General features: G+C 72.3%; 7 protein-coding genes. All 7 read right to left on the reverse strand.

The features are described 5' to 3' along the window. Positions 1 to 34 precede the first annotated feature (34 nt). Positions 35 to 1,693 carry a family 1 glycosylhydrolase gene (locus tag ABZZ04_RS35065; RefSeq protein ID WP_356936278.1) on the reverse strand — a complete coding sequence of 553 codons (1,659 nt, stop codon included), beginning with the start codon at positions 1,691 to 1,693 and terminating at the stop codon, positions 35 to 37. A gap of 212 nt (positions 1,694 to 1,905) precedes the next feature. Next, positions 1,906 to 3,087: a macrolide family glycosyltransferase gene (locus ABZZ04_RS35070; RefSeq protein WP_356936279.1), complete on the reverse strand. Its 1,182-nt coding sequence runs from the start codon at positions 3,085 to 3,087 to the stop codon at positions 1,906 to 1,908. 116 nt (positions 3,088 to 3,203) lie between these two features. After that, positions 3,204 to 3,716 carry a DinB family protein gene (locus ABZZ04_RS35075; RefSeq protein ID WP_356936280.1) on the reverse strand — a complete coding sequence of 171 codons (513 nt, stop codon included), beginning with the start codon at positions 3,714 to 3,716 and terminating at the stop codon, positions 3,204 to 3,206. A gap of 196 nt (positions 3,717 to 3,912) precedes the next feature. Further along, positions 3,913 to 4,431 (reverse strand): DUF3291 domain-containing protein, encoded by a 519-nt coding sequence (locus tag ABZZ04_RS35080; protein WP_356936281.1) that lies wholly within the window; start codon positions 4,429 to 4,431, stop codon positions 3,913 to 3,915. A gap of 5 nt (positions 4,432 to 4,436) precedes the next feature. Further along, complete coding sequence (locus ABZZ04_RS35085; protein WP_356936282.1) at positions 4,437 to 5,732, reverse strand: cytochrome P450; 1,296 nt, start codon at positions 5,730 to 5,732, stop codon at positions 4,437 to 4,439. A gap of 15 nt (positions 5,733 to 5,747) precedes the next feature. After that, positions 5,748 to 6,611: an alpha/beta hydrolase gene (locus ABZZ04_RS35090; protein ID WP_356936283.1), complete on the reverse strand. Its 864-nt coding sequence runs from the start codon at positions 6,609 to 6,611 to the stop codon at positions 5,748 to 5,750. Next, entirely contained in the window at positions 6,604 to 18,261 is an 11,658-nt protein-coding gene (locus tag ABZZ04_RS35095) for an amino acid adenylation domain-containing protein (protein ID WP_356936284.1), read from the reverse strand. The genes ABZZ04_RS35090 and ABZZ04_RS35095 overlap by 8 nt, the downstream gene beginning before the upstream one ends. Positions 18,262 to 18,363 lie beyond the last annotated feature (102 nt).

Raw genomic sequence — 18,363 nt, forward strand, 5'->3', positions numbered from 1 at the left:
CGGCCACCGGATCCGGTGGCCGCCCGACCGGTTCTCAGCGCTTGCGGCCGGTCACCGCCGGGGCGGGTGCGGTCGCGGCCGTGCTGCCGGCCGGTTCCGGGGAGAGCGGGCCGGTGCCCCCGTAGGTCTTGCGGATGGCGGGGGTGAGCGTGCGGGATCCGGCGATGGCCGAGTACACCGTCGCGGCCTCCGTGGGGGTGCGCTTCATCGTGGTGCGGTCGACCGAGTAGAGGCCGAAGCGGGCGCCGTAGCCCTGCAGCCACTCGAAGTTGTCCAGCAGGCTCCAGTGGTAGTACCCGCGCACGTCGACGCCCTCGGCCCGCACCCGCTCGATCTGTTCGAGCGCCCGTACGGTGAACTCGGCGCGGCGCTTGCCGGATTCGGTGGCGATGCCGGACTCGCTGACGATCAGCGGGAGGCCGGTGTAGCGGGCGGAGAAGTCCTTGAGCACCGGGTAGAGGCCGGTGGGGTCGGACTCGTAGCCCATCGCGGGGATGAAGTAGGAGGGGTCGCTCGCCGGCAGGCACGGGGCGGTTCCGCAGGTGTCCACGTTGATCACCGGCAGGGTGGTCGGCGAGGGGGTGGAGCCGGGGTCGGAGACGCCGGTGCGGTCGTAGAGCTGGATGCCGAGCCAGTCGAGGGTGTTCTTCCAGTCGGGGTGGGCCTCGTCCGCGGTTCCGTCGAAGTCGGTGTCGAAGCTGCCCTTCCACAGGGAGTCGAGGATGTTCAGCTCGAAGAAGCGGCGGAAGCGGTCACGGGCGGCTATGTCCCGGGGCTCGGTGCTGATCTTGCCGTCGCGCACGGCCACGTACTGCTTGACGCTGGCGGTCAGGCCGACGGATGAGGTGAGGCCGTCGCCGTCCGCGTCGTGCCGGTCGTAGCGCTTGATCGCCTTGTACATGGCCGCGTGGGCGTTGATGTACTGGCGCAGGGCCGGGACGAACTTGTCGGCGAAGGCGGTGGGCAGGTTCGCCTTGCCGGGCGGGCCGGCGCCGAAGGCGTGCGAGAACAGCATGTAGACCATCGGCTCGTTGAGCGTGGCCCACTCGTCGACCCGGTCGCCGAACCGTTCGGCGAGCAGTTTCGCGTGCTCGGCCATCTCCGCGACGACCAGGGGGCCGCCGGTCGGGTTGTCGAGGCCGCACAGGTTGGTGTCGGAGGGGCCGTTCGCGCAGCCGGGGTCCTCCGGGTTGTCGACCCAGACGGGGTTGGCGAAGTGGTGGATGACGATCATCGGGCGGATGCCGCGGGCGATGAGCGCGTCGATCTGCTTGCTGTAGTGGTCGAGTGCCGCCTCGTCGATCTGGTTGCGGCGGGGCTCGATGCGGGCCCACTCGATGCTGAAGCGGTACGAGTCGACGTTGAGATCCTCCAGCAGCCCGATGTCCTCGATGGCCTTGGAGTAGCCCTTGACGCCCTCGCCGACGAAGGCGCTCTTGCCCAGGCCCTCGGGGGCCGGCTGAGTCCACTTGTACCAGTCGGTGTTGGTGTTCTGGTCCTCGATCTGGGTGGCGGAGCTGGACACGCCGAAACGGAAGCTGCCCTTGCCGGAGGGGGCGGACGGCGAACCGATCGAGGAGAAGGAAGCGGTGCGCGGTTTGGCCGCGGAGTCGGTCTCCTCACCGGCCACGGCGACGGGTGCCACCAGGCCCAGGGCGAGGACAGCCGCCGCGATCTTGAGAAGTCGCTTCACGATGCCTTCCAGTTCATAGACGGTCGGGGCGGGGGTCGCACCACGTGAAGGCGGTCCCCCGCACATTCACACCCTGCGCGGCCCGGCTCGAAGCCGACTCGAACGGGCGTCCAATCCGTCCGGGGCGAAGCCTCCCGGCGGCCGGTGGCATGCGAGGGGCCCGTGTCCCGGCGGCTGCCGGGGCACGGGCCCCTCGGTGATGCGGTGTGCGGTCAGCGGGTTCCGGCCAGGCGCCGTTCGATGGCGTCGGCGGCCAGGGCCGTTCCGTCGACGGAGCGCATGGTGTCGCGCATGGCCCGCACCCGGTCCGTGACGGACTCGTCGCCCACGACCCCGGTGACGGCCTCGCGCAGGCTCTGCACGGTGACGTCCTCCTTGGCGAGGTGGCGGCCGAGGCCGAGCTCGTCCACGCGCAGGCCGTTGGCCCGCTGCTCGGACATCTGCGGGATGACGACCATGGGGACGCCGTGGTACAGCGACTCCATGGTGCTGTTCATCCCGCCGTGGGTGATGAACACCCGGGCGTGGTTCAGCACGTCGAGCTGGGGCACGTGGCGCCGGGCCTCGAAGTTGGCGGGGAGGGTGCCGAGTTCGGCCGCGTCGATGTGGTCGCCGATGGCCATCACGACGTCGAACTCCGAGTCGCGGAACGCCTCGACGGCCATCGAGAAGAACTCCGGCCAGCCGGTGGCCGCCGTGCCGAGCGAGATCAGCAGCACCGGCCGGCCGCCGGAGGCCGGCTGCCAGGACCCCTGGAAGGAGCGGTCGCCGAGGCAGGGTCCGGCGAAGACGAAGCGCTCGTCGAAGGTGTCGCCCTCGTAGTGGAACTCGCGCGGCATGAAGACGATGCCGAGGTCCTCGATGTTCTGGAAGAATCCCATGGGGTCGCCCGGCAGCCCGAATTCGGGGAGCAGCGCGGCGAGTTTCCCGATCATCTCCATGACCTGGGGGTCGCTGAACTCCGCCATGGGGAAACGTTCCTGAACGCTGAAGTGCTCGTTCGAGGCGTACGAGGGATAGCTGCGGACCAGCGGAATTTCATTCTTGGAGCCGAAGAAACGCGCACCCCAGGCCATGAAGTCGTGCACGACGACATCCGGCCTGTTCCGCTCGTAGAACGGGCTCACCTGCTGCACGAGGAGGGTCGCCTCGTCCAGACACCGCATTCCTTCACCCGCATTGGCCTCAGCCGTGAAGGGACTGCGATAGAAATCGCCGAAAACGGATTCGTACCTGACCGCTTCCGCACCCACTCCCTCGACCGCGGGAGCAAAGTGTTCCGTGACGGTGCACGTCACACGGTGCCCCCGCTTGACCAGTTCCTCCACCACGCCGAGCGTGGGATTCACATGGCCAATTGCCGGGAAATTGAAGAAAGCGATGTGAGACGACATTGGCGCCCTCCTGATCCGGGCTCCGAACGTTGTGGACGAAGCCTTCTCACACCGTAGCAGCGCCCAGAAGGCGGCCTTCCGGATCCGGTGGCCGCCTTTCGGGAACGGGCGAAATATCAGAAGGGAACGTTCTTGCCCAGCGCCACGCGCAGGCACCCTATCTGTCCGCAGTGGTACGCGTCGTGCATCTGGATGATGGACAGCGCCTTGCCGAGGTTCTTCAGCCGGTCGTCGCCGAAGGGCTCCATCGGGGACTCGCTGTCGAGGTCGGCCGGCCCCAGGCCCGCGACGAACCCGCGCATGCGCTCGTGGACCGCCTTGTAGAGGTCGATCATCTCGTCCAGCGACGGGCCGATCGACCAGTCCTGGTTGTCGTTCCCGGCGTAGCGCCTGGAGAACTCCTCCGTGACCAGGGATTCCGTCCCCTGGTGCAGGGTCGAGAAGTAGTCCGTCGCGCAGGTGAGGTGGCCCAGGAACCACACGAGGGGCTTGTGCGGGGCCGGGGCGAGGCGCGCGGTCTCGTCGTCGAAGTCCTCGGCGAGCTCCAGGACCATGCCGAAGGCCAGGTCGAAGTGGTGCAGGAAATGGGTGGTGAGCGACTGCGGCGGGGCCTCTGCGATCACGGTCATGTCCGGACTCCTATGGGTTGTTCCTCAAGCGGTACAGAATCGTTCTTCGAGGGCGGGGCGACTTCCTCCACCCGCTCCCCGCATTTTCTCCAGTCGTTCTCAAGTCGGATTCAAGTCGGACTCAATTGGTTCTGGAGCGGTTTTCGAGCGGATTTCGACCCGCTCTTCGGTGGATCTTCGGTGGTTCTCCGCCGGGTCAGTGGCCGGGTGACGCGAAAGAGCTGCGGCCGGGCGGACGAATGGCGTTCAGCCGGTCCCGCGCCTCGTCGAAGGTGGGCAGCTCGGTCGTTTCCGTGCACTCCCAGTTGGCGCCTTCCCAGTCGAACATGAGCTCTCGTACCCGACGCGCCGCGGCAAGGTGCGGTTTCGACATGAGAAAACCTTTCAGGGCCTCCTCGTTCTCCCAGATGCTGAGGCTCCTGGTGCTGCTGAAATTGTTCTCCGATATGCCCAGGCAGACCGCCAGGAGTCCCGGTCGCACATAGAGCTCCTCAAGAATCCCCTGATTGAGCTCGATGGCGACGGGCTCGTGTCCCGGTTTCGGCCATCCCACCGATGTCGCCACCAGGTGGTGACCACGAATCGGTTCGCGCAGCCGGCCCGTTTCCGGATCGACCACGGGGCCGGTCCACGGCGCCACGATATCGAGATCCGATTCGTCCCCGTTGGCGAATTCGTGAAGCGACTGCGGTATCGGCCGCATGTTCTCCGACATCTTTTTCACCGGTCCTTGCGTCGTACGAGAAGCCGCTTGATCTCGGCGGCCTGGAGGTGCAGCACCGTGAACTCGGGCCGCTGCACGAGTTCGAGCTCCGGCAGCAGCGGGCCGACCGCCTTCAGCACCGCCCGCAGTTCGAGCCTGGCCAGGTGCGAGCCGAGGCAGACGTGCTCGCCGTGGCCGCCGAACGCGATCTGCGCGGTGGCGTCCCGGTCGATGTCGAAGCGGTACGGGTCGTCGAAGACGGAGCCGTCCCGGTTGGCCGCCGGGTACCACATGACGACCGTCTCGCCCTTGCGGATGAGCTGACCGCCGATCTCCGTGTCCTGGGTCGCCGTCCGGACGAAGTTCACCGCGATCGAGGTCCAGCGCAGGATCTCCTCCACGGCGCCGGGCGTCCTCGTCGGGTCCTCCACCAGCTTCCGCAGCTGCTCCGGGTGCTCCAGCAGCGCCTGGACGCCGCCCGTGGTCGCGTTGCGGGTCGTGCCGATGCCGGCGACCAGCAGGTTGAAGATGGTGTAGAGGATCTCGTGGAAGGTCAGCGGCTCCCCGTCGATGCGGGCGCGGGCGAGCCGGCTGAGCACATCGGTGCCGGTGCCGTCGATCTGCGCCATCCGCTCCTGGACCAGGTTCGCCACATAGCCGTTGAGGGCGGCCATGTTGCGGGCGAAGGTGGCCTCGGTGTCCTCGCCGTCGCGCTGGTTGTCCGGGTCCGCGGCGCCGGTGGTGCCCTCGGACCACTCGAAGATGTCGTCCCAGTCCTTCAGCGGCGCGCCGACCAGTTCGCAGATCGCGGCGACCGGCAGCCGTGCGGACAGGTGGCGGGCCACGTCGGCGGTGCCGTGCTCGTCCAGCCGGGCGGTGAACTCGGCCGCGTACTGGGCGGCCAGTTCGTTGAACCGCTCCTCCAGCTCGGCGATGGCCTTCGGGGTGAAGCAGGGGGCCATCACCTGGCGCAGGTGGCGGTGGCGGGGGGAGTCCATGTACGACAGCGCCGGGGGCAGGTCGGGGCTGTGCCCGAACATCTCGGCCCGCTGGTCGAGATGGCCCTCGAACATGTCGACGGCCTCGGGCGTCTCCACGGTGACCCGCTGGGCGCTGGAGAAGATCTTGGGGTTGCGCGACACCCACGCGATGTCCTCGTGCCGGGTCAGCACCCAGAACGGCTCGAAGCCCGGCCTCCGGTACCAGAAGACCGGCGCCTCGCGGCGCAGCAGGTCGAACTCCGCGAAGGGGTAACCGCCGTTCTCGGTGTACGCCTTCTCGTCGGTGATGTCCAGTGTGTCAAGGGTGAGCATGGTTCTCGGTCTCCTTCAGCGGGGTGTGTTCTCTTCGAGGAAGGAGACGATCGCCCGGACGGCCTCCGTGTTCCGGTCCCCGGCGCCGTGCACCGGGTCGAGCAGCCGGGCGTCCGGCGCCTCGGCCGCGAGGCGCTTGGCGATCCCCTCGGGGTGCAGCGGGTCGTTGCCCGGCAGGATCAGCAGCGGGGCGGGGAAGCGGGTCATCCACTCCTCCGGGACGGAGAAGTAGGCGGAGCCCTGGGGCCGGACGCCGTCGCGGAAGCGCACGACGGAGACGATGTACCGCTCGCGGCGCAGCGCCAGGACCTCCTTCCGGAACTCCGGGTCGGCGTGCAGCCGGGCCGCGTAGGGGCCCGCCCCGGTGCCGCCGGCGAACCGGCCCTCCGCCTCGACGGCGGCGGCGATCACGCCCTCGATGCCCTCGGCCCTCGGCAGCCGCATCGACTCGTCGTACTCGGCCAGGAAGGCGTCCAGGCCGTTGCCCGTGTCGAGGCCTGCTGGATCCTGGCACACCACGGACCGCACCCGTCCGGGGGCGTCGTGCACCAGCCGCCACGCCTGTGCGGCGCCGGTCCCGGCCCCGACGACATGGGCCCGTTCGATGCCGAGGTCGTCGAGGACCGCCTCGATGTCGGCGGCGTTCGTCGCGTACGAGAACGGCGCCAGGGGTGCGGTGGTGCTGCGGCCGACGTGCCGCGGGTCCACCGCGATCACCCGGAACCTTCCGGCGAGTTCGGTCACCGGGTGGTAGAAGTTCTCGTCCCAGGCGGCGATCCCGCCGCCCGCCGGGCCGTCCCCGAGCAACAGGACGGGGAAGCCCTCGCCGTGCACCTCGTAGTGGATCCGCGCCCCGTCGGGGCGGACTGTCTCAGGCATGGGTTTCCTCCACGGTCGCGATGTGAGTGATCACGTTCATGAGTTCGGCCGCCATCGCCCCGGGGTTCACGATCGGTGCGGCGTGGGTTCCCTCGATGACCGACGGGACGAAGTCCCCCGAGGTCAGCTCGCGCCACACCTCCATCGCGCCGTCGGGGAGCACCGGGTCGTCGCTGCCCGCGACCGCGAAGAGCGGCAGGTCGAGCGGGGCCCGGGTGACGCCCCGCAGGACGTCGCGGTGGTTCTCGGCCAGGACGGTGTCGGCGCGCAGCCGGTCGACGTACTCGGCGAGCAGTTCCTCGCTCTCCAGGATCTGATCGGGCAGCAACCCCCGGAAGACTCCGGCGAGTTCGTCGAGGGCGGCCTCGTCCAGGTCGCCGGTGAGTTCGGCGAGGCGGTTCAGTCCCGCCGTGGGTTCGGCCAGCGGCGGCAGTGCGCAGGCCACGGCGAGCGCCAGCGGCGGCACGCCCGGCCGGTGCGCGAGCCGGTGCGCGACCTCCCAGCACAGCCACGATCCCTGGCTGTGGCCGTAGAGCACGGCCGGGACGTCGAGCCGGTCGGACATCGCCGCCACGACCTGGTCGGCCAGGGCCATCATGTCGGTCACCGGCGGTTCGTCCGCGCGGGCCTCGCGGCCGGGCAGCTGGACGCCGACGAGTTCGACGTCGTCGGGCAGGTGGCGCACCAGCGGGACGTAGCCGCCGGTGGTGCCGCCCATGCCCGCCACGCAGAACACCCGGGCGCGGGGGTGCTCGGCGGGCTTGAGCACCCGCAGCCAGGACCCGGTGCGCGGTCCGTCGGCGGTGCCGGTCCGTCCGCCGTCCGGCAGGAGTTCCCCGAGCAGCGCCCCGGCGATGCCGGCGCAGCTGCCGTGGCGCAGGATCATCTCCGTGGTGACGGCGAGGCCGGTGCGGCGGATGAGCTGGTTGCGTACGGTCACGGCCATCAGCGAGTCGAGGCCGAGCTGTTGCAGCGGCTTGTCGTCGGGCAGGTCGCCCGGGGTCAGCCCCAGTACCGGGACGACCTCGTCCCGCACCAGTCCGGTGACCGTGCGCAGCCGTCCGTCCGCGTCCTGTCCGGCGAGGCGGGCGCGCAGCTCCCGTCCGGCCGAGGGATCGCCGGCCGGTCCCTGCTCGGCCGGGGCCTCGCGGGCCTCCTCGATGCCGTCGAGCAGGGGGCGCGGCCGGGCCGCGCGGTAGGCGGGGGCGAACTTCGTCCAGTCGATGTCGGCGACGCCGAGCGCCGCGGTGCCCGCGCGCAGGGCGAGTTCGAGTGCGTCCAGGGCGCGGCCGGGGGCCATGGAGCGCAGTCCGCGGGAGCGGGCGACGCGTTCCACCTCGTCGGAGACCATGCCGCCGCCGGACCAGCCGCCCCAGTGCAGCACGGTGGCGGGCAGTCCCTGTGCGTGGCGGTGGCGGGCCAGGGCGTCGAGCGCGGTGTTGGCGGCGCCGTAGGCGGCCTGGCCCGCGCCGCCCCAGAGGCTGGCGCCGCTGCCGTACAGCAGGAAGGCGTCGATCTCGCGTCCGGTGAGCGCCTCGTGCAGGTGTTGGGCGCCGAGGACCTTCGCGGAGATCTCCTCGGCGGCGGACCGTGCGGTGAGTTCGCCGAGGGGCGCCATGCGGGACACTCCGGCGAGGTGGGCGACGACGGTGAGCGGTGCGGTGTCGTCGCCGGTGCGGCCGACGAGTTCGCGGACCTGGTCCGGGTCGGTGACGTCGCAGCTCTCCAGGGTCAGCCGGACGCCGAGATCAGCGAGTTCGGTGCGCAGTTCCTCGGTCTGCGGGGTCGGGGTGCCGCGTCGGGAGGCCAGTACGACGTGCTCGGTGCCGCGTTCGGCGAGGCGCCGGGCGAGGTGCAGACCGAGTGCGCCCTGGCCGCCGGTGATCAGTGCGGTGCCGCGGGTCGTCCAGCCCTCGCCGCCCGCGGCGGGCCGGGTGCGGCGCATCCGGCGGACGAACCTGCCGTGGGCGCGCAGGGCGTTCTGGTCCTCGTGGTCGCCGGCCGAGAGGGCCGCCACGACCTGGCCGGCCCAGCCGTCGTACGGCCGGTGCGCCAGGTCGATGGTGCCGCCCCAGCGCAGCGGGTCCTCCAGGGCGGCGACCCGGCCGAGGCCGAGGACCAGTGCGGCGGCGGGGTCGGGCAGGCCGGTGTCGCCGTCCACGGCGGCGGCGCCGCGGGTCAGTGCCCACAGGGGCACGGTCCATCCGGTGTCCGTGAGGGCCTGGAGGAGGGCGAGCGCGGTGAGGAATCCCCGGGTGGTTCCGCCGGGGCCGGGGGTGGTGTCGAGGGAGGCGGTGCTGAGCACCGCCTGCGGCGGCTGCGGCAGGGCGGTGAGGGCCCGGAGCAGTGTCGCCCGGTCCTCGGAGCCCGGGACGCGGTGCACCAGGGTGCCCGCGGCGACCAGGGCCGCCTCCAGGTCGTCGGCCGTCCCCGCCTCGTCGTCGGAGGTGTCGGAGGTGTCGGAGGTGATCAGGGCGACGGTGCCGAGGGGGGTGAGCGGCCCGGTGAATGGGGCGGGCTGCCAGGTGTCCTCGTACAGCCAGTCGGCGATCTTCGAGTCCGCCTCCTGCCGCTGCCACCAGGTGTTCAGCAGCGGCAGCAGTTCCTCGATGCTGCCTCGGAGGTGTTCGGGCGCGTCGATCAGGCCGGCCAGGTCGGCCGCCCCGCCGTCGCCGACGGTCCGCCAGAAGGCGTGGTCGACGGCGGCGGGCGCGGTGCCCCGGGTCCCCTGCTGCTCGTCGATCCAGTAGCTCCGGCGCTGGAAGGCGTAGGTGGGGAGCTGGGCGACGGGTGCGGCGGGGGCGGGCAGGGCGCGGGCCCAGTCGACGGCGTGGCCGTGGACGTGGAGGGCGGCCAGGGTCCGCAGGAACTCCTCGCGGTCGCCCCGGTCCCGGCGCAGGGTGCCGGTCACAATGGCCCGGTCGCTGCCCTCGGTCAGCGGCATGGCGAGCACGGGGTGCGGGCTGACCTCGATGAACACGTCGTGTCCGGTTTCCAGCAGGGTCTGCTGTGCCCGGTCGAGGCGGACGGGTTCGCGCAGGTTGCGGGACCAGTACGCGGCGTCGAGCTCCGTGCCGTCCAGGAGCGTCCCGGTGACGGTCGAGCAGAACGGTATCCGTCCGGCCCTCGGCGCGAGGTCCGCCAGCTCGGCCTCCAGTGCGGGCAGCAGGGCGTCCATGTGGTGGCTGTGCGAGGCGACGGGGGCCTCCAGCCGGCCGCAGACGATGTCCTCGTCGTCGAGGGCGAACAGCAGGTCCTCGATCGCCTCGGCCTCGCCGGAGAGTGCCACGGAGCGCGGGGTGTTGACGGCGGCGACGGAGATCCTGTCGCCGTACGGGGCGATCCATTCGCGGACCCGGGGCAGCGGCAGTTCCACGACCGCCATCGCCCCGATTCCCGCCACGCCCTGCAGGGCCCGGCTGCGTACGGCCATGATCCGGGCGCCCTCCGCCAGGGTCAGGGCGCCGGCGACCACCGCCGCGGCGACCTCGCCCTGCGAGTGGCCCACGACCGCGGCCGGTTCCACACCCAGTTCCCGCCAGGCCGCGGCGAGCGCCACGTACACGGTGAACATCACCGGCTGGATCACGTCCAGTCGTTCGGCCGGCGGTACGGAGCCGGGGCGGCCCAGCAGCGCGTCGGTCACCGACCAGCCGGTCAGCGGTGCCAGCACCGCGTCGCACTCCGCCACCGTGCGGGCGAACGCCGGGGACTGGTCGAGCAGCGCCCGGCCCATCCCCTCCCACTGCGAGCCCTGGCCGGGGAAGACGAACACGGTCCGGCCCGTGGGGCGGGCCACCGCGCCGACCAGGTCCGGGTGCGAGCGTCCCTGTGCCAGCGCGGTCAGGCCCTCCACCAGCTGTCGCGTGTTCGCGCCGGTGACGGCCGCGCGGTGGGCGAAGTGGGTGCGGCGCCCGGCGGCGGTCGCGGCGACGGCCGCGGGCGGGACCTCGTGCCCGTCGGACAGCCACTGCGCCCAGCGGGCCGCCTGCTCGCGCAGCGCGGTCTCGTCGCGGGCGGACAGCACCACCGGCACCGCGCCGTCCGTGTCCGCGGCCGGGTCCGGTTCGGGGCGCTGCGGGGCCTGTTCGAGGACGACGTGGGCGTTGGTGCCGCCGATACCGAAGGAGGAGACGCCCGCGCGGCGGGGTCCGTCCTCGTGCCAGGGGCGGGTCTCGGTGTTGACGTGGAACAGGTTGGGGTCCATCCCCATTTCGGGGTTGGGGTGCTCGAAGTTGAGGCTGGGGACGAGCTCGCCGTGGTGGACGGTGAGCGCGGCCTTGATCATCCCGGCGATGCCTGCGGTGGCGTCGGCGTGCCCGATGTTGGTCTTCACGGAGCCGATCGCGCAGGGTTCCTCGCGGTCGGCCGAGCCGAAGACCTGTTGCAGCGCCTGCACCTCGATCGGGTCGCCGAGCCGGGTGCCGGTGCCGTGCGCCTCGATGTAGCCGACCGTGGCCGGGTCGACGCCCGCGGCGGCCTGGGCCTCGGCGATGACGTACGCCTGGCCCGCGACGCTCGGCGCGGTGAAACCGGCCTTGGCGGAGCCGTCGTTGTTGACCGCGCTGCCGCGCAGGACGGCGTACACGGTGTCCCCGGCCTCGATCGCGTCGGACAGCCGGCGCAGCACGAGGATTCCCGCGCCGCTGCCGAAGACGGTCCCGGCGCCCTTCTCGTCGAAGGCGCGGCACTTGCCGTCCGGGGAGACGACCAGGCCCTCCTGGTGCACGAAGCCGCGCTTGAGGGGGATGGTCAGTGACGAGGCGCCGACGAGCGCGACGTCGGACTCGCCGCGCAGCAGGCTCTCGCGGGCCAGGTGTGCGGCGACCAGCCCGGTCGAGCAGGCCGTCTGCACGGTCAGTGCCGGGCCGCGCAGGTCGAGCTTGTGCGCGACGCGGGTCGCCAGGTAGTCGCTCTTGTTGCCGATCATCGAGCGGTAGAAGGACGAGAGGTCGCCCGCGGTCTCCTGCGGGTATCCGCCGAATCCGGTGCCGCCGAAGACGGCGACCTTGCCGTCGAAGGTCCCCGGGACGATGCCCGCGTGCTCGACGGCCTGCCAGGCGGTCTCCAGGAACAGCCGGTGCTGCGGGTCCATGACCTCGGCCTCGGCCGGGGAGTAGTCGAAGAACGCGGCGTCGAAGAGGTCCGGGTCGTCCACGAGGCCCCTGGCGCGCACGTAGTCGGGGTCGGCCAGTTCGTCGTCGGTGGCGCCCGCCGCGCGCAGTTCGTCGTCGGTGAAGTACGAGATGGACTCGACGCCCTCGCGGAGGTTGTTCCAGAAGGTGTCGATGTCGGGGGCGCCCGGCAGCTTGCAGGCCATGCCGACGATCGCCACCGCGTCGTCGCCGTCGCGTTCGCGGCGGGCGGCCGACTCCTGGCGGACCAGGGTGGCGTGCGAGCCGTCGCGCAGGAACGCGGCGAGCAGACGCACGGTCGGGTAGCGGAAGAGCACGGACAGCGGGAACTCCCGGCCCAGCCCGGCGCACATGATCTTGTGTGCGCGCAGGGCGGTCATGGAGTTGGCGCCGAGCTCGAAGATGCCCTTGTCGGGGTCGATGTGCGGGGTGTTCAGGACCTCGGTCCACGCCCCGACGATCAGTGCCTCGACCTCGTCCCCGCCGATCGGGCCGGTGGTCGGTGCGGGGGTGTGGGGGGTGTCGAGTTCCCGCAGTGCGTTGCGGTCGATCTTCTTGTTGGGGGTGTGGGGCAGTTCGTCGAGCGGGACGATCCGGTCGGGGACCATGTGGGCCGGCAGCCGTCCGGCGAGGGCGGTGCGCAGGTCGTCCGGGTCCACCGCACGGCCCCGGGCGGTGGTGAAGTAGAGGAACAGCCGCGGGTCGCCCGGTACGTCCTCGCGGACCACCGCCGCCGCCTGGGCGACCCCGGGCAGCTCGGCCGCGACCGCCTCGATCTCACCCGGCTCGATCCGGTGACCACGCAACTTGACCTGCGCGTCCGCCCGGCCGCAGAACTCCAGCGACCCGTCCGCCCGGTAGCGGACCACGTCGCCGGTGCGGTACATGCGCCCGCCGGGCGTGAAGGGGTCCTCGACAAAGCGCCCGGCGGTCAGCTCCGGGCGGCCGAGGTATCCGCGGGCCACGCCCAGACCACCGACGAACAGCTCGCCCCTGGCCCCCCGCGGCACCCGCCGCAGCCCCTCGTCCAGCACGTACAGCCGGTTGTTCAGCAACGGCTCGCCCAGGGACACCTCGCCGGGCACCGCGTTCCAGGCGGCGGACCAGACGGTGGTCTCGGTGGGCCCGTACATGTTCATCAGCCCGTCCGGGCACAGCCTCAGCAGCTTGCGCGCCAGCCCCCGGTCCAGGGCCTCACCACCCACCAGCATCCGGTCCAGACCCCGCACCAGCGCCCGCCCGTCCGCATCCGCCAGCAGCATCCTGGCCAGCGACGGCGTGCACTGCAGATGCGTCGGCGCATACGGCAGACACTCCGCCCACCCCGCCGGACCACCCCGCGCCACCACCACCCGGTAACCACGCGTCAACGTCCACAACAACTCCAGCGTCGAGATGTCGAACGACAGACTCGTCACCGCCAGCCACGTACCACCCGCACCACCCCCCACACGCACATCCATCGCCGCACAGAAATTCGCGAACTGCCCATGCTCCAGCTGCACACCCTTCGGCAGCCCCGTCGAACCCGACGTATAGATCACATACGCCAGATCCGACAGCCCCGGCAACGCGATGTCCGACGGCACCGCAGCCCCCGGGTCCGGGGCCGGCATCGCGTCCGCCAGCAGCACCTGGATCCGGTCGTCCGCGACCTCGCCCGCACCGGCCCGCGTCGAGATCACCACCGTCAGCCCGCTGTCGCCGATGACGTGCTCCAGACGGGCCCTCGGGTACTCCGGGTCCAGCGGCACGTACGCACCACCGGCCATCCAGACCGCCAGCACCGCCACCACCAGATCCACCGAACGCGGCAGATGCACCCCCACCAGGCTCTCCGCACCCACCCCCACCGAGCGCAGGTGGCCGGACATGGTCCGGGCCCGCACCAGCAGCTCCCGGTACGGGACCTCCGTGCCGTCGCAGACCAGCGCGACCGCGTCGGGGGCGAGGCGGGCCCGCTCGACGATCCGGCCCAGTGCCGAGGCGCCCGTCACCGAGTCCGCCGACCGGCCGCCGTGCTCCTCCAGCCATGCCAGCTCGGCCCCGCCGACCACGTCCAGTTCGCCCACGCGCCGGTCCGGGTCGGCCGCCACCGAGGCGAGGAGTGTCAGGAAGCCCTCCACCATCCGCTGTGCCGAGGCCCGGTCCACCGTTCCCGGCAGGAACTCCAGCTCGCCCCGCATTCCTCCGCCGGCCGGCGCGAGGGTGAGGCCGAGCTCCGACTTGGCCACGCCGCGCGGTCCGCCGCCGACCGCGGCGTCGTCCGACGGGACCCAGGCGTCGTCGCCCTCGCCCAGGGCGGGCAGGGAGCTGCTGCGGTAGTTGAAGACGGCCTGGAAGAGCGGGTTCTCCTCGCCCGTGCGCTCGCCGCCCGCGACCCGCACGATCTCCGTCAGCGGTACGTCCTGGCGTTCCAGCAGTCCCATCACCCGCGCGGCGGTCGCCGCGAGCACCTCGGTGAACACCGGGTCGCCGGTCAGGTCGCAGCGCAGCGGCAGCGTGTTGACGAGGAAGCCCAGCACGCCCTCCACGCCGGGGAGCTGGCGGTTGGCCCAGACGGTGCCGAGGCCGAAGTCGTACGTGCCGGTGGTCCGTGCCAGGAGCGCCGCGAAGGCGCTCGCGTACACGGTGTACGGCGTGACGGACTGCCGGGCGGCGAGGGCCTCCAGTCCGGTGTGCAGCTCCGCCGGGAGGGTGAAGCCGATCGTGCCGCCCTCGTCGCCGTCCTCGGCGGTGACCGGTGCGAACTCCAGCCGGCCCATGCCGTCGAGTTCCGTCCCGAAGTACCGCAGGCCGTCCTCGAAGCGTCCCTCGGCGATGGCCGCCTGCTCCCAGGCCGCGTAGTCGCCGAGGTGGAATGCGACCTCGGGGGTCCCGGGCTCGTCGCCCCCGGCCAGGGCCCGGCAGGTGTCGAAGAGTTCACGGGTGAGCAGGGTCAGCGACCAGCCGTCGACGACGGCGTGGTGCAGGGTGAGGCAGAGCAGCTGTCCGTCCGGTGTGTCCAGGAGCAGACAGCGCAGCAGGCTCCCGCCGCTCAGGTCGAACGGTTCGCGCTCCTCGCGGCGGATCCGCCCGTCGATCTCCTGCGCACCGGCCGCGGACAGGTCCTCGTGGACGAACGGCGGCGTGTGGTCGTCCCGCACCGCCTGGACGAGCCGGTCGTCCCTGGCCTCCAGCCCGGTGCGCAGCGCCTCGTGACGGTCCGTCACCCGGCGCAGGGCGCGGGCGAGGACGTCGGGGTCGATCCGGCGGGCGAGGCGCAGCACGAGCGGGGTGTTGTACTGCGGGGTGCCCGGGTTCATCCGCTCCAGGAACCACAGCCGGCGCTGGCCCTCGGTCGGCGGGTGCTCGTCGCGCCGCGCGGAGCGCGTGAGCGGGGTCCCGGCGGGTTCGTCGCCGAGGTCGCCGATGCTGTCCAGCACGTGGGCGGCGACGGCCTCGGGCGTCGGGTGCTTGAACGCCATGTTGGTGGGCAGGACCGCGCCGGTCAGTTCGGTGAGCCGGTTGCGGAGCTGGAGCGCCATGATCGAGTCGAGGCCGAGCTCCTGGAGCCGTTTGCCGACCGGTACGGGTTCGGCGGCGCCGAGCACGGCCGCCGCCTCCCGCTGCACGGTCCGCGTCAGTTCGTCGAGGCGCGCTGCCTCATCGAGGGCGGCGAGCCGGGTGCGCAGGGTGGCGGTGCCGGTGGTGGGCGGGGTGCCGTCGTCGGCCGGTCCGGTGGTGCGGGCCCCGGTCGTGCCGGGGGCGGCGGGCCGGAGACCGGGCACGTCCGTCCAGTAGGTGCGGCGCTGGAAGGCGTAGGTGGGGAGGTCCACGACGCGTGCGTTGGGGCCGCTGCCCAGGGCCAGGTGCCAGTCGACCTCGAAGCCCTGGGTGTGCAGGGCGCCCAGGGACCGCAGCACCTGGTCGGTCCCGCCGTGGTCGCGGCGCAGGGTGCCGGCCACCGCGCCCTGTGCGGCGGCCGTCGCGCCGGTGAGGGCCATGCCCAGCACCGGGTGCGGGGAGATCTCGACGAAGACGTCGAAGCCGTCCGCGACCAGCGCGTCCAGGGCCCGGTCCATGCGGACCGTCTCGCGGGCGTTGCGGCACCAGTAGCCGCCGTCCAGGGCGGTGCCCTCCAGCACTCCGCCGGTCACCGTGGAGTAGAACGGCACCCGCCAGCCGTCCGGCCGCAGGTCCGTCAGCCGTTCGGTGAGCCAGGGCAGCATCGGGTCGATGTGGGCGCTGTGCCCGGCGGTGTCCGAGGCGATGCGGCGGCTGAAGACGTCGGTGTCCGCCAGTTCGGCCAGCAGTCGTTCCACCGCGTCCACGTCGCCGGAGACCACCGCGGACGAGGCGGTGTTGACCACCGCGATCGACAGGGCCGGCCCGTACGGGGCGATCAGCGCCTCCACGTCGGCGACCGGCAGTTCCACCAGGGCCATCGCGCCCCGGCCGCTGCACTCGCGCAGTTGGCCCTGCGAGCGCAGCGCGGTGAGCCGTGCGCCGTCCGCGAGGGACAGGGCCCCGGCCACCACCGCCGCGGGCACCTCGCCCTGGCTGGAGCCGACCACGGCGGCCGGTTCCACGCCCAGTGAGCGCCACACCGCCACGAGGCCGATCATCACCGTGAACAGGGCCGGCTGGAGCACGTCGATCCGCTCCAGCGTCAGCGAGGGGTCGGCCTCGCCGCGCAGCACCTCCAGGACCGACCAGCCGGTCCACGGCTCCAGGGCGGCGTCGCACTCCGTCGCCGCGGTGCGGAACGCCTCGTTCTGCTCCAGCAGTTCGCGGCCCATGCCGGCCCACTGCGAGCCCTGTCCGGGGAAGACGAACACGGCCTTGCCGCGCTCGCGTGCCGTGCCGGTGACGATGCCGGGGTGGGGCAGGCTCCCGGCCAGTGCCCGCAGCGCCTCGGCGGCCTCGGCCGGTCCGGCGGCCGACACGGACGCGCGGGCCTCCAGCCGCGCGCGGTGAGAGGCGGCGGTGCGCACGATGTCGTGCCAGTCGGTGTCCCGGCCGTGCTCCTCCAGCCAGTCGGCCCACCGGGCGGCCTGGCCGCGCAGGGCCTGCTGGTCGTGTCCGGACAGGAGCAGCGGGTGCGCCGGGGCGTCGACGGCGCCGTCGCCCCGCGGTCCGTCCTGGTCCGCGGGTTCCGGTGCGGGGGCCTCTTCGATGATCAGGTGGGCGTTGGTGCCGCTGATGCCGAACGACGAGACACCGGCCCGCCGGACGCGTTCGCCGCGCTGCCAGGGCCGTGCCTCCCGGGCCAGGGCGAGTCCGCTGTTCTCCCAGTCGATGTGCGGGCTGGGTTCGTCGGCGTGCAGGGTCATGGGCAGGGTCTCGTGCTGGAGCGCCAGCACCATCTTCATCACGCCGGCGACACCGGCGGCGGCCTGGGTGTGCCCGATGTTCGACTTGGACGAGCCGAGCCGGACGGGCCGGCGGGGGTCGCGTCCGGGGCCGAAGACCTCGGCCAGGGCCCCGGCCTCGATCGGGTCGCCGAGCGGGGTTCCGGTGCCGTGCGCGTCGATGGCGTCGATGTCCGCCGGGTCCAGCCGGGCCGCGGTGAGCGCGTCGCGGATGACGCGCTGCTGGGCGGGTCCGTTGGGGGCGGTGAGGCCCTGGCTGCGGCCGTCCTGGTTGACGGCGGAGCCCCGGACGACGGCCAGGACGCGGTCGCCGTCGCGCCGGGCGGCGGAGAGCCGCTTGAGCACGAGCATGCCGACGCCCTCGGACCAGATCGCCCCGTCGGCGCGGGCGGAGAAGCTCTTGCAGCGCCCGTCGGGGGCCATCGCGCCGAGCCTGCTGGACTCGACGAACATGGCGGGGGAGCTCATGACGGTGACGCCGCCGGCCAGGGCGAGGTCGCACTCGCCGGAGCGCAGGGCGCCGAGCGCGGAGTGGATGGCGACGAGGGACGAGGAGCAGGCGGTGTCGATGGTCAGGGCCGGGCCCTGGAGGCCGAGCGCGTAGCTGATCCGGCCGGAGACGACGCTGCCGGAGATGCCGGTGCCCTGGTAGCCGTCGAGGGCTTCGAGGGGGGCGTGCCCGGTCTCGTAGTCCGCCCGCATGGCGCCCAGGTACACACCGGTGCGGCTGCCGCCGAGGGTGTCCGGGCGGATGCCGGCCCGCTCCAGCGCCTCCCAGGAGGTCTCCAGCACGAGCCGCTGCTGCGGGTCCATCGAGACGGCCTCGCGGGGCGAGATCCCGAAGAAGTCGGCGTCGAAGAGGTCCAGGTCGTCGAGGAAGCCGCCCTGGTCGGCGTAGCTCTTGCCGGCGGCGCCGGGGTCGGGGTCGTAGAGTTCCAGACCGTCCCAGCGGGCGGGCAGCGGGCCGATGGCGTCGCGGCCCTCGGCGAGGAGCTGCCAGTACTCCTCCGGTGTGGTCACTCCGCCGGGCAGTCGGCAGGCCATCGCGACGATCGCCACGGGCTCGTGCCGCTGGTTCTCCAACTCGGCGTTGCGCTGCTGAAGTTGCAGGACAGCGGCCATGGCTCGCCGAAGCCGGTCCTCGTTCGCCTGGGCGTTCATCTCCGCCATCCGTCTCGTCGCTCCGGTGAATGTGGTGCGGGGGTGGGGGCCGTCGTCCGGGCCCCGTCGTGCTCGGCGGGGTCCGGGGCGTGGCCTCCGGGG

This window comes from Streptomyces sp. NPDC006435, from assembly GCF_040612315.1.
Taxonomy (GTDB): domain Bacteria; phylum Actinomycetota; class Actinomycetes; order Streptomycetales; family Streptomycetaceae; genus Streptomyces.

Excerpts from the sequence above, each read along its gene's own strand:
- ABZZ04_RS35090 (WP_356936283.1), bottom strand. The coding sequence starts at position 6,611 with ATGCCTGAGACAGTCCGCCCCGACGGGGCGCGGATCCACTACGAGGTG.
- ABZZ04_RS35080 (WP_356936281.1), bottom strand. The coding sequence starts at position 4,431 with ATGTCGGAGAACATGCGGCCGATACCGCAGTCGCTTCACGAATTCGCC.
- ABZZ04_RS35070 (WP_356936279.1), bottom strand. The coding sequence starts at position 3,087 with ATGTCGTCTCACATCGCTTTCTTCAATTTCCCGGCAATTGGCCATGTG.
- ABZZ04_RS35095 (WP_356936284.1), bottom strand. The coding sequence starts at position 18,261 with ATGAACGCCCAGGCGAACGAGGACCGGCTTCGGCGAGCCATGGCCGCT.
- ABZZ04_RS35085 (WP_356936282.1), bottom strand. The coding sequence starts at position 5,732 with ATGCTCACCCTTGACACACTGGACATCACCGACGAGAAGGCGTACACC.
- ABZZ04_RS35075 (WP_356936280.1), bottom strand. The coding sequence starts at position 3,716 with ATGACCGTGATCGCAGAGGCCCCGCCGCAGTCGCTCACCACCCATTTC.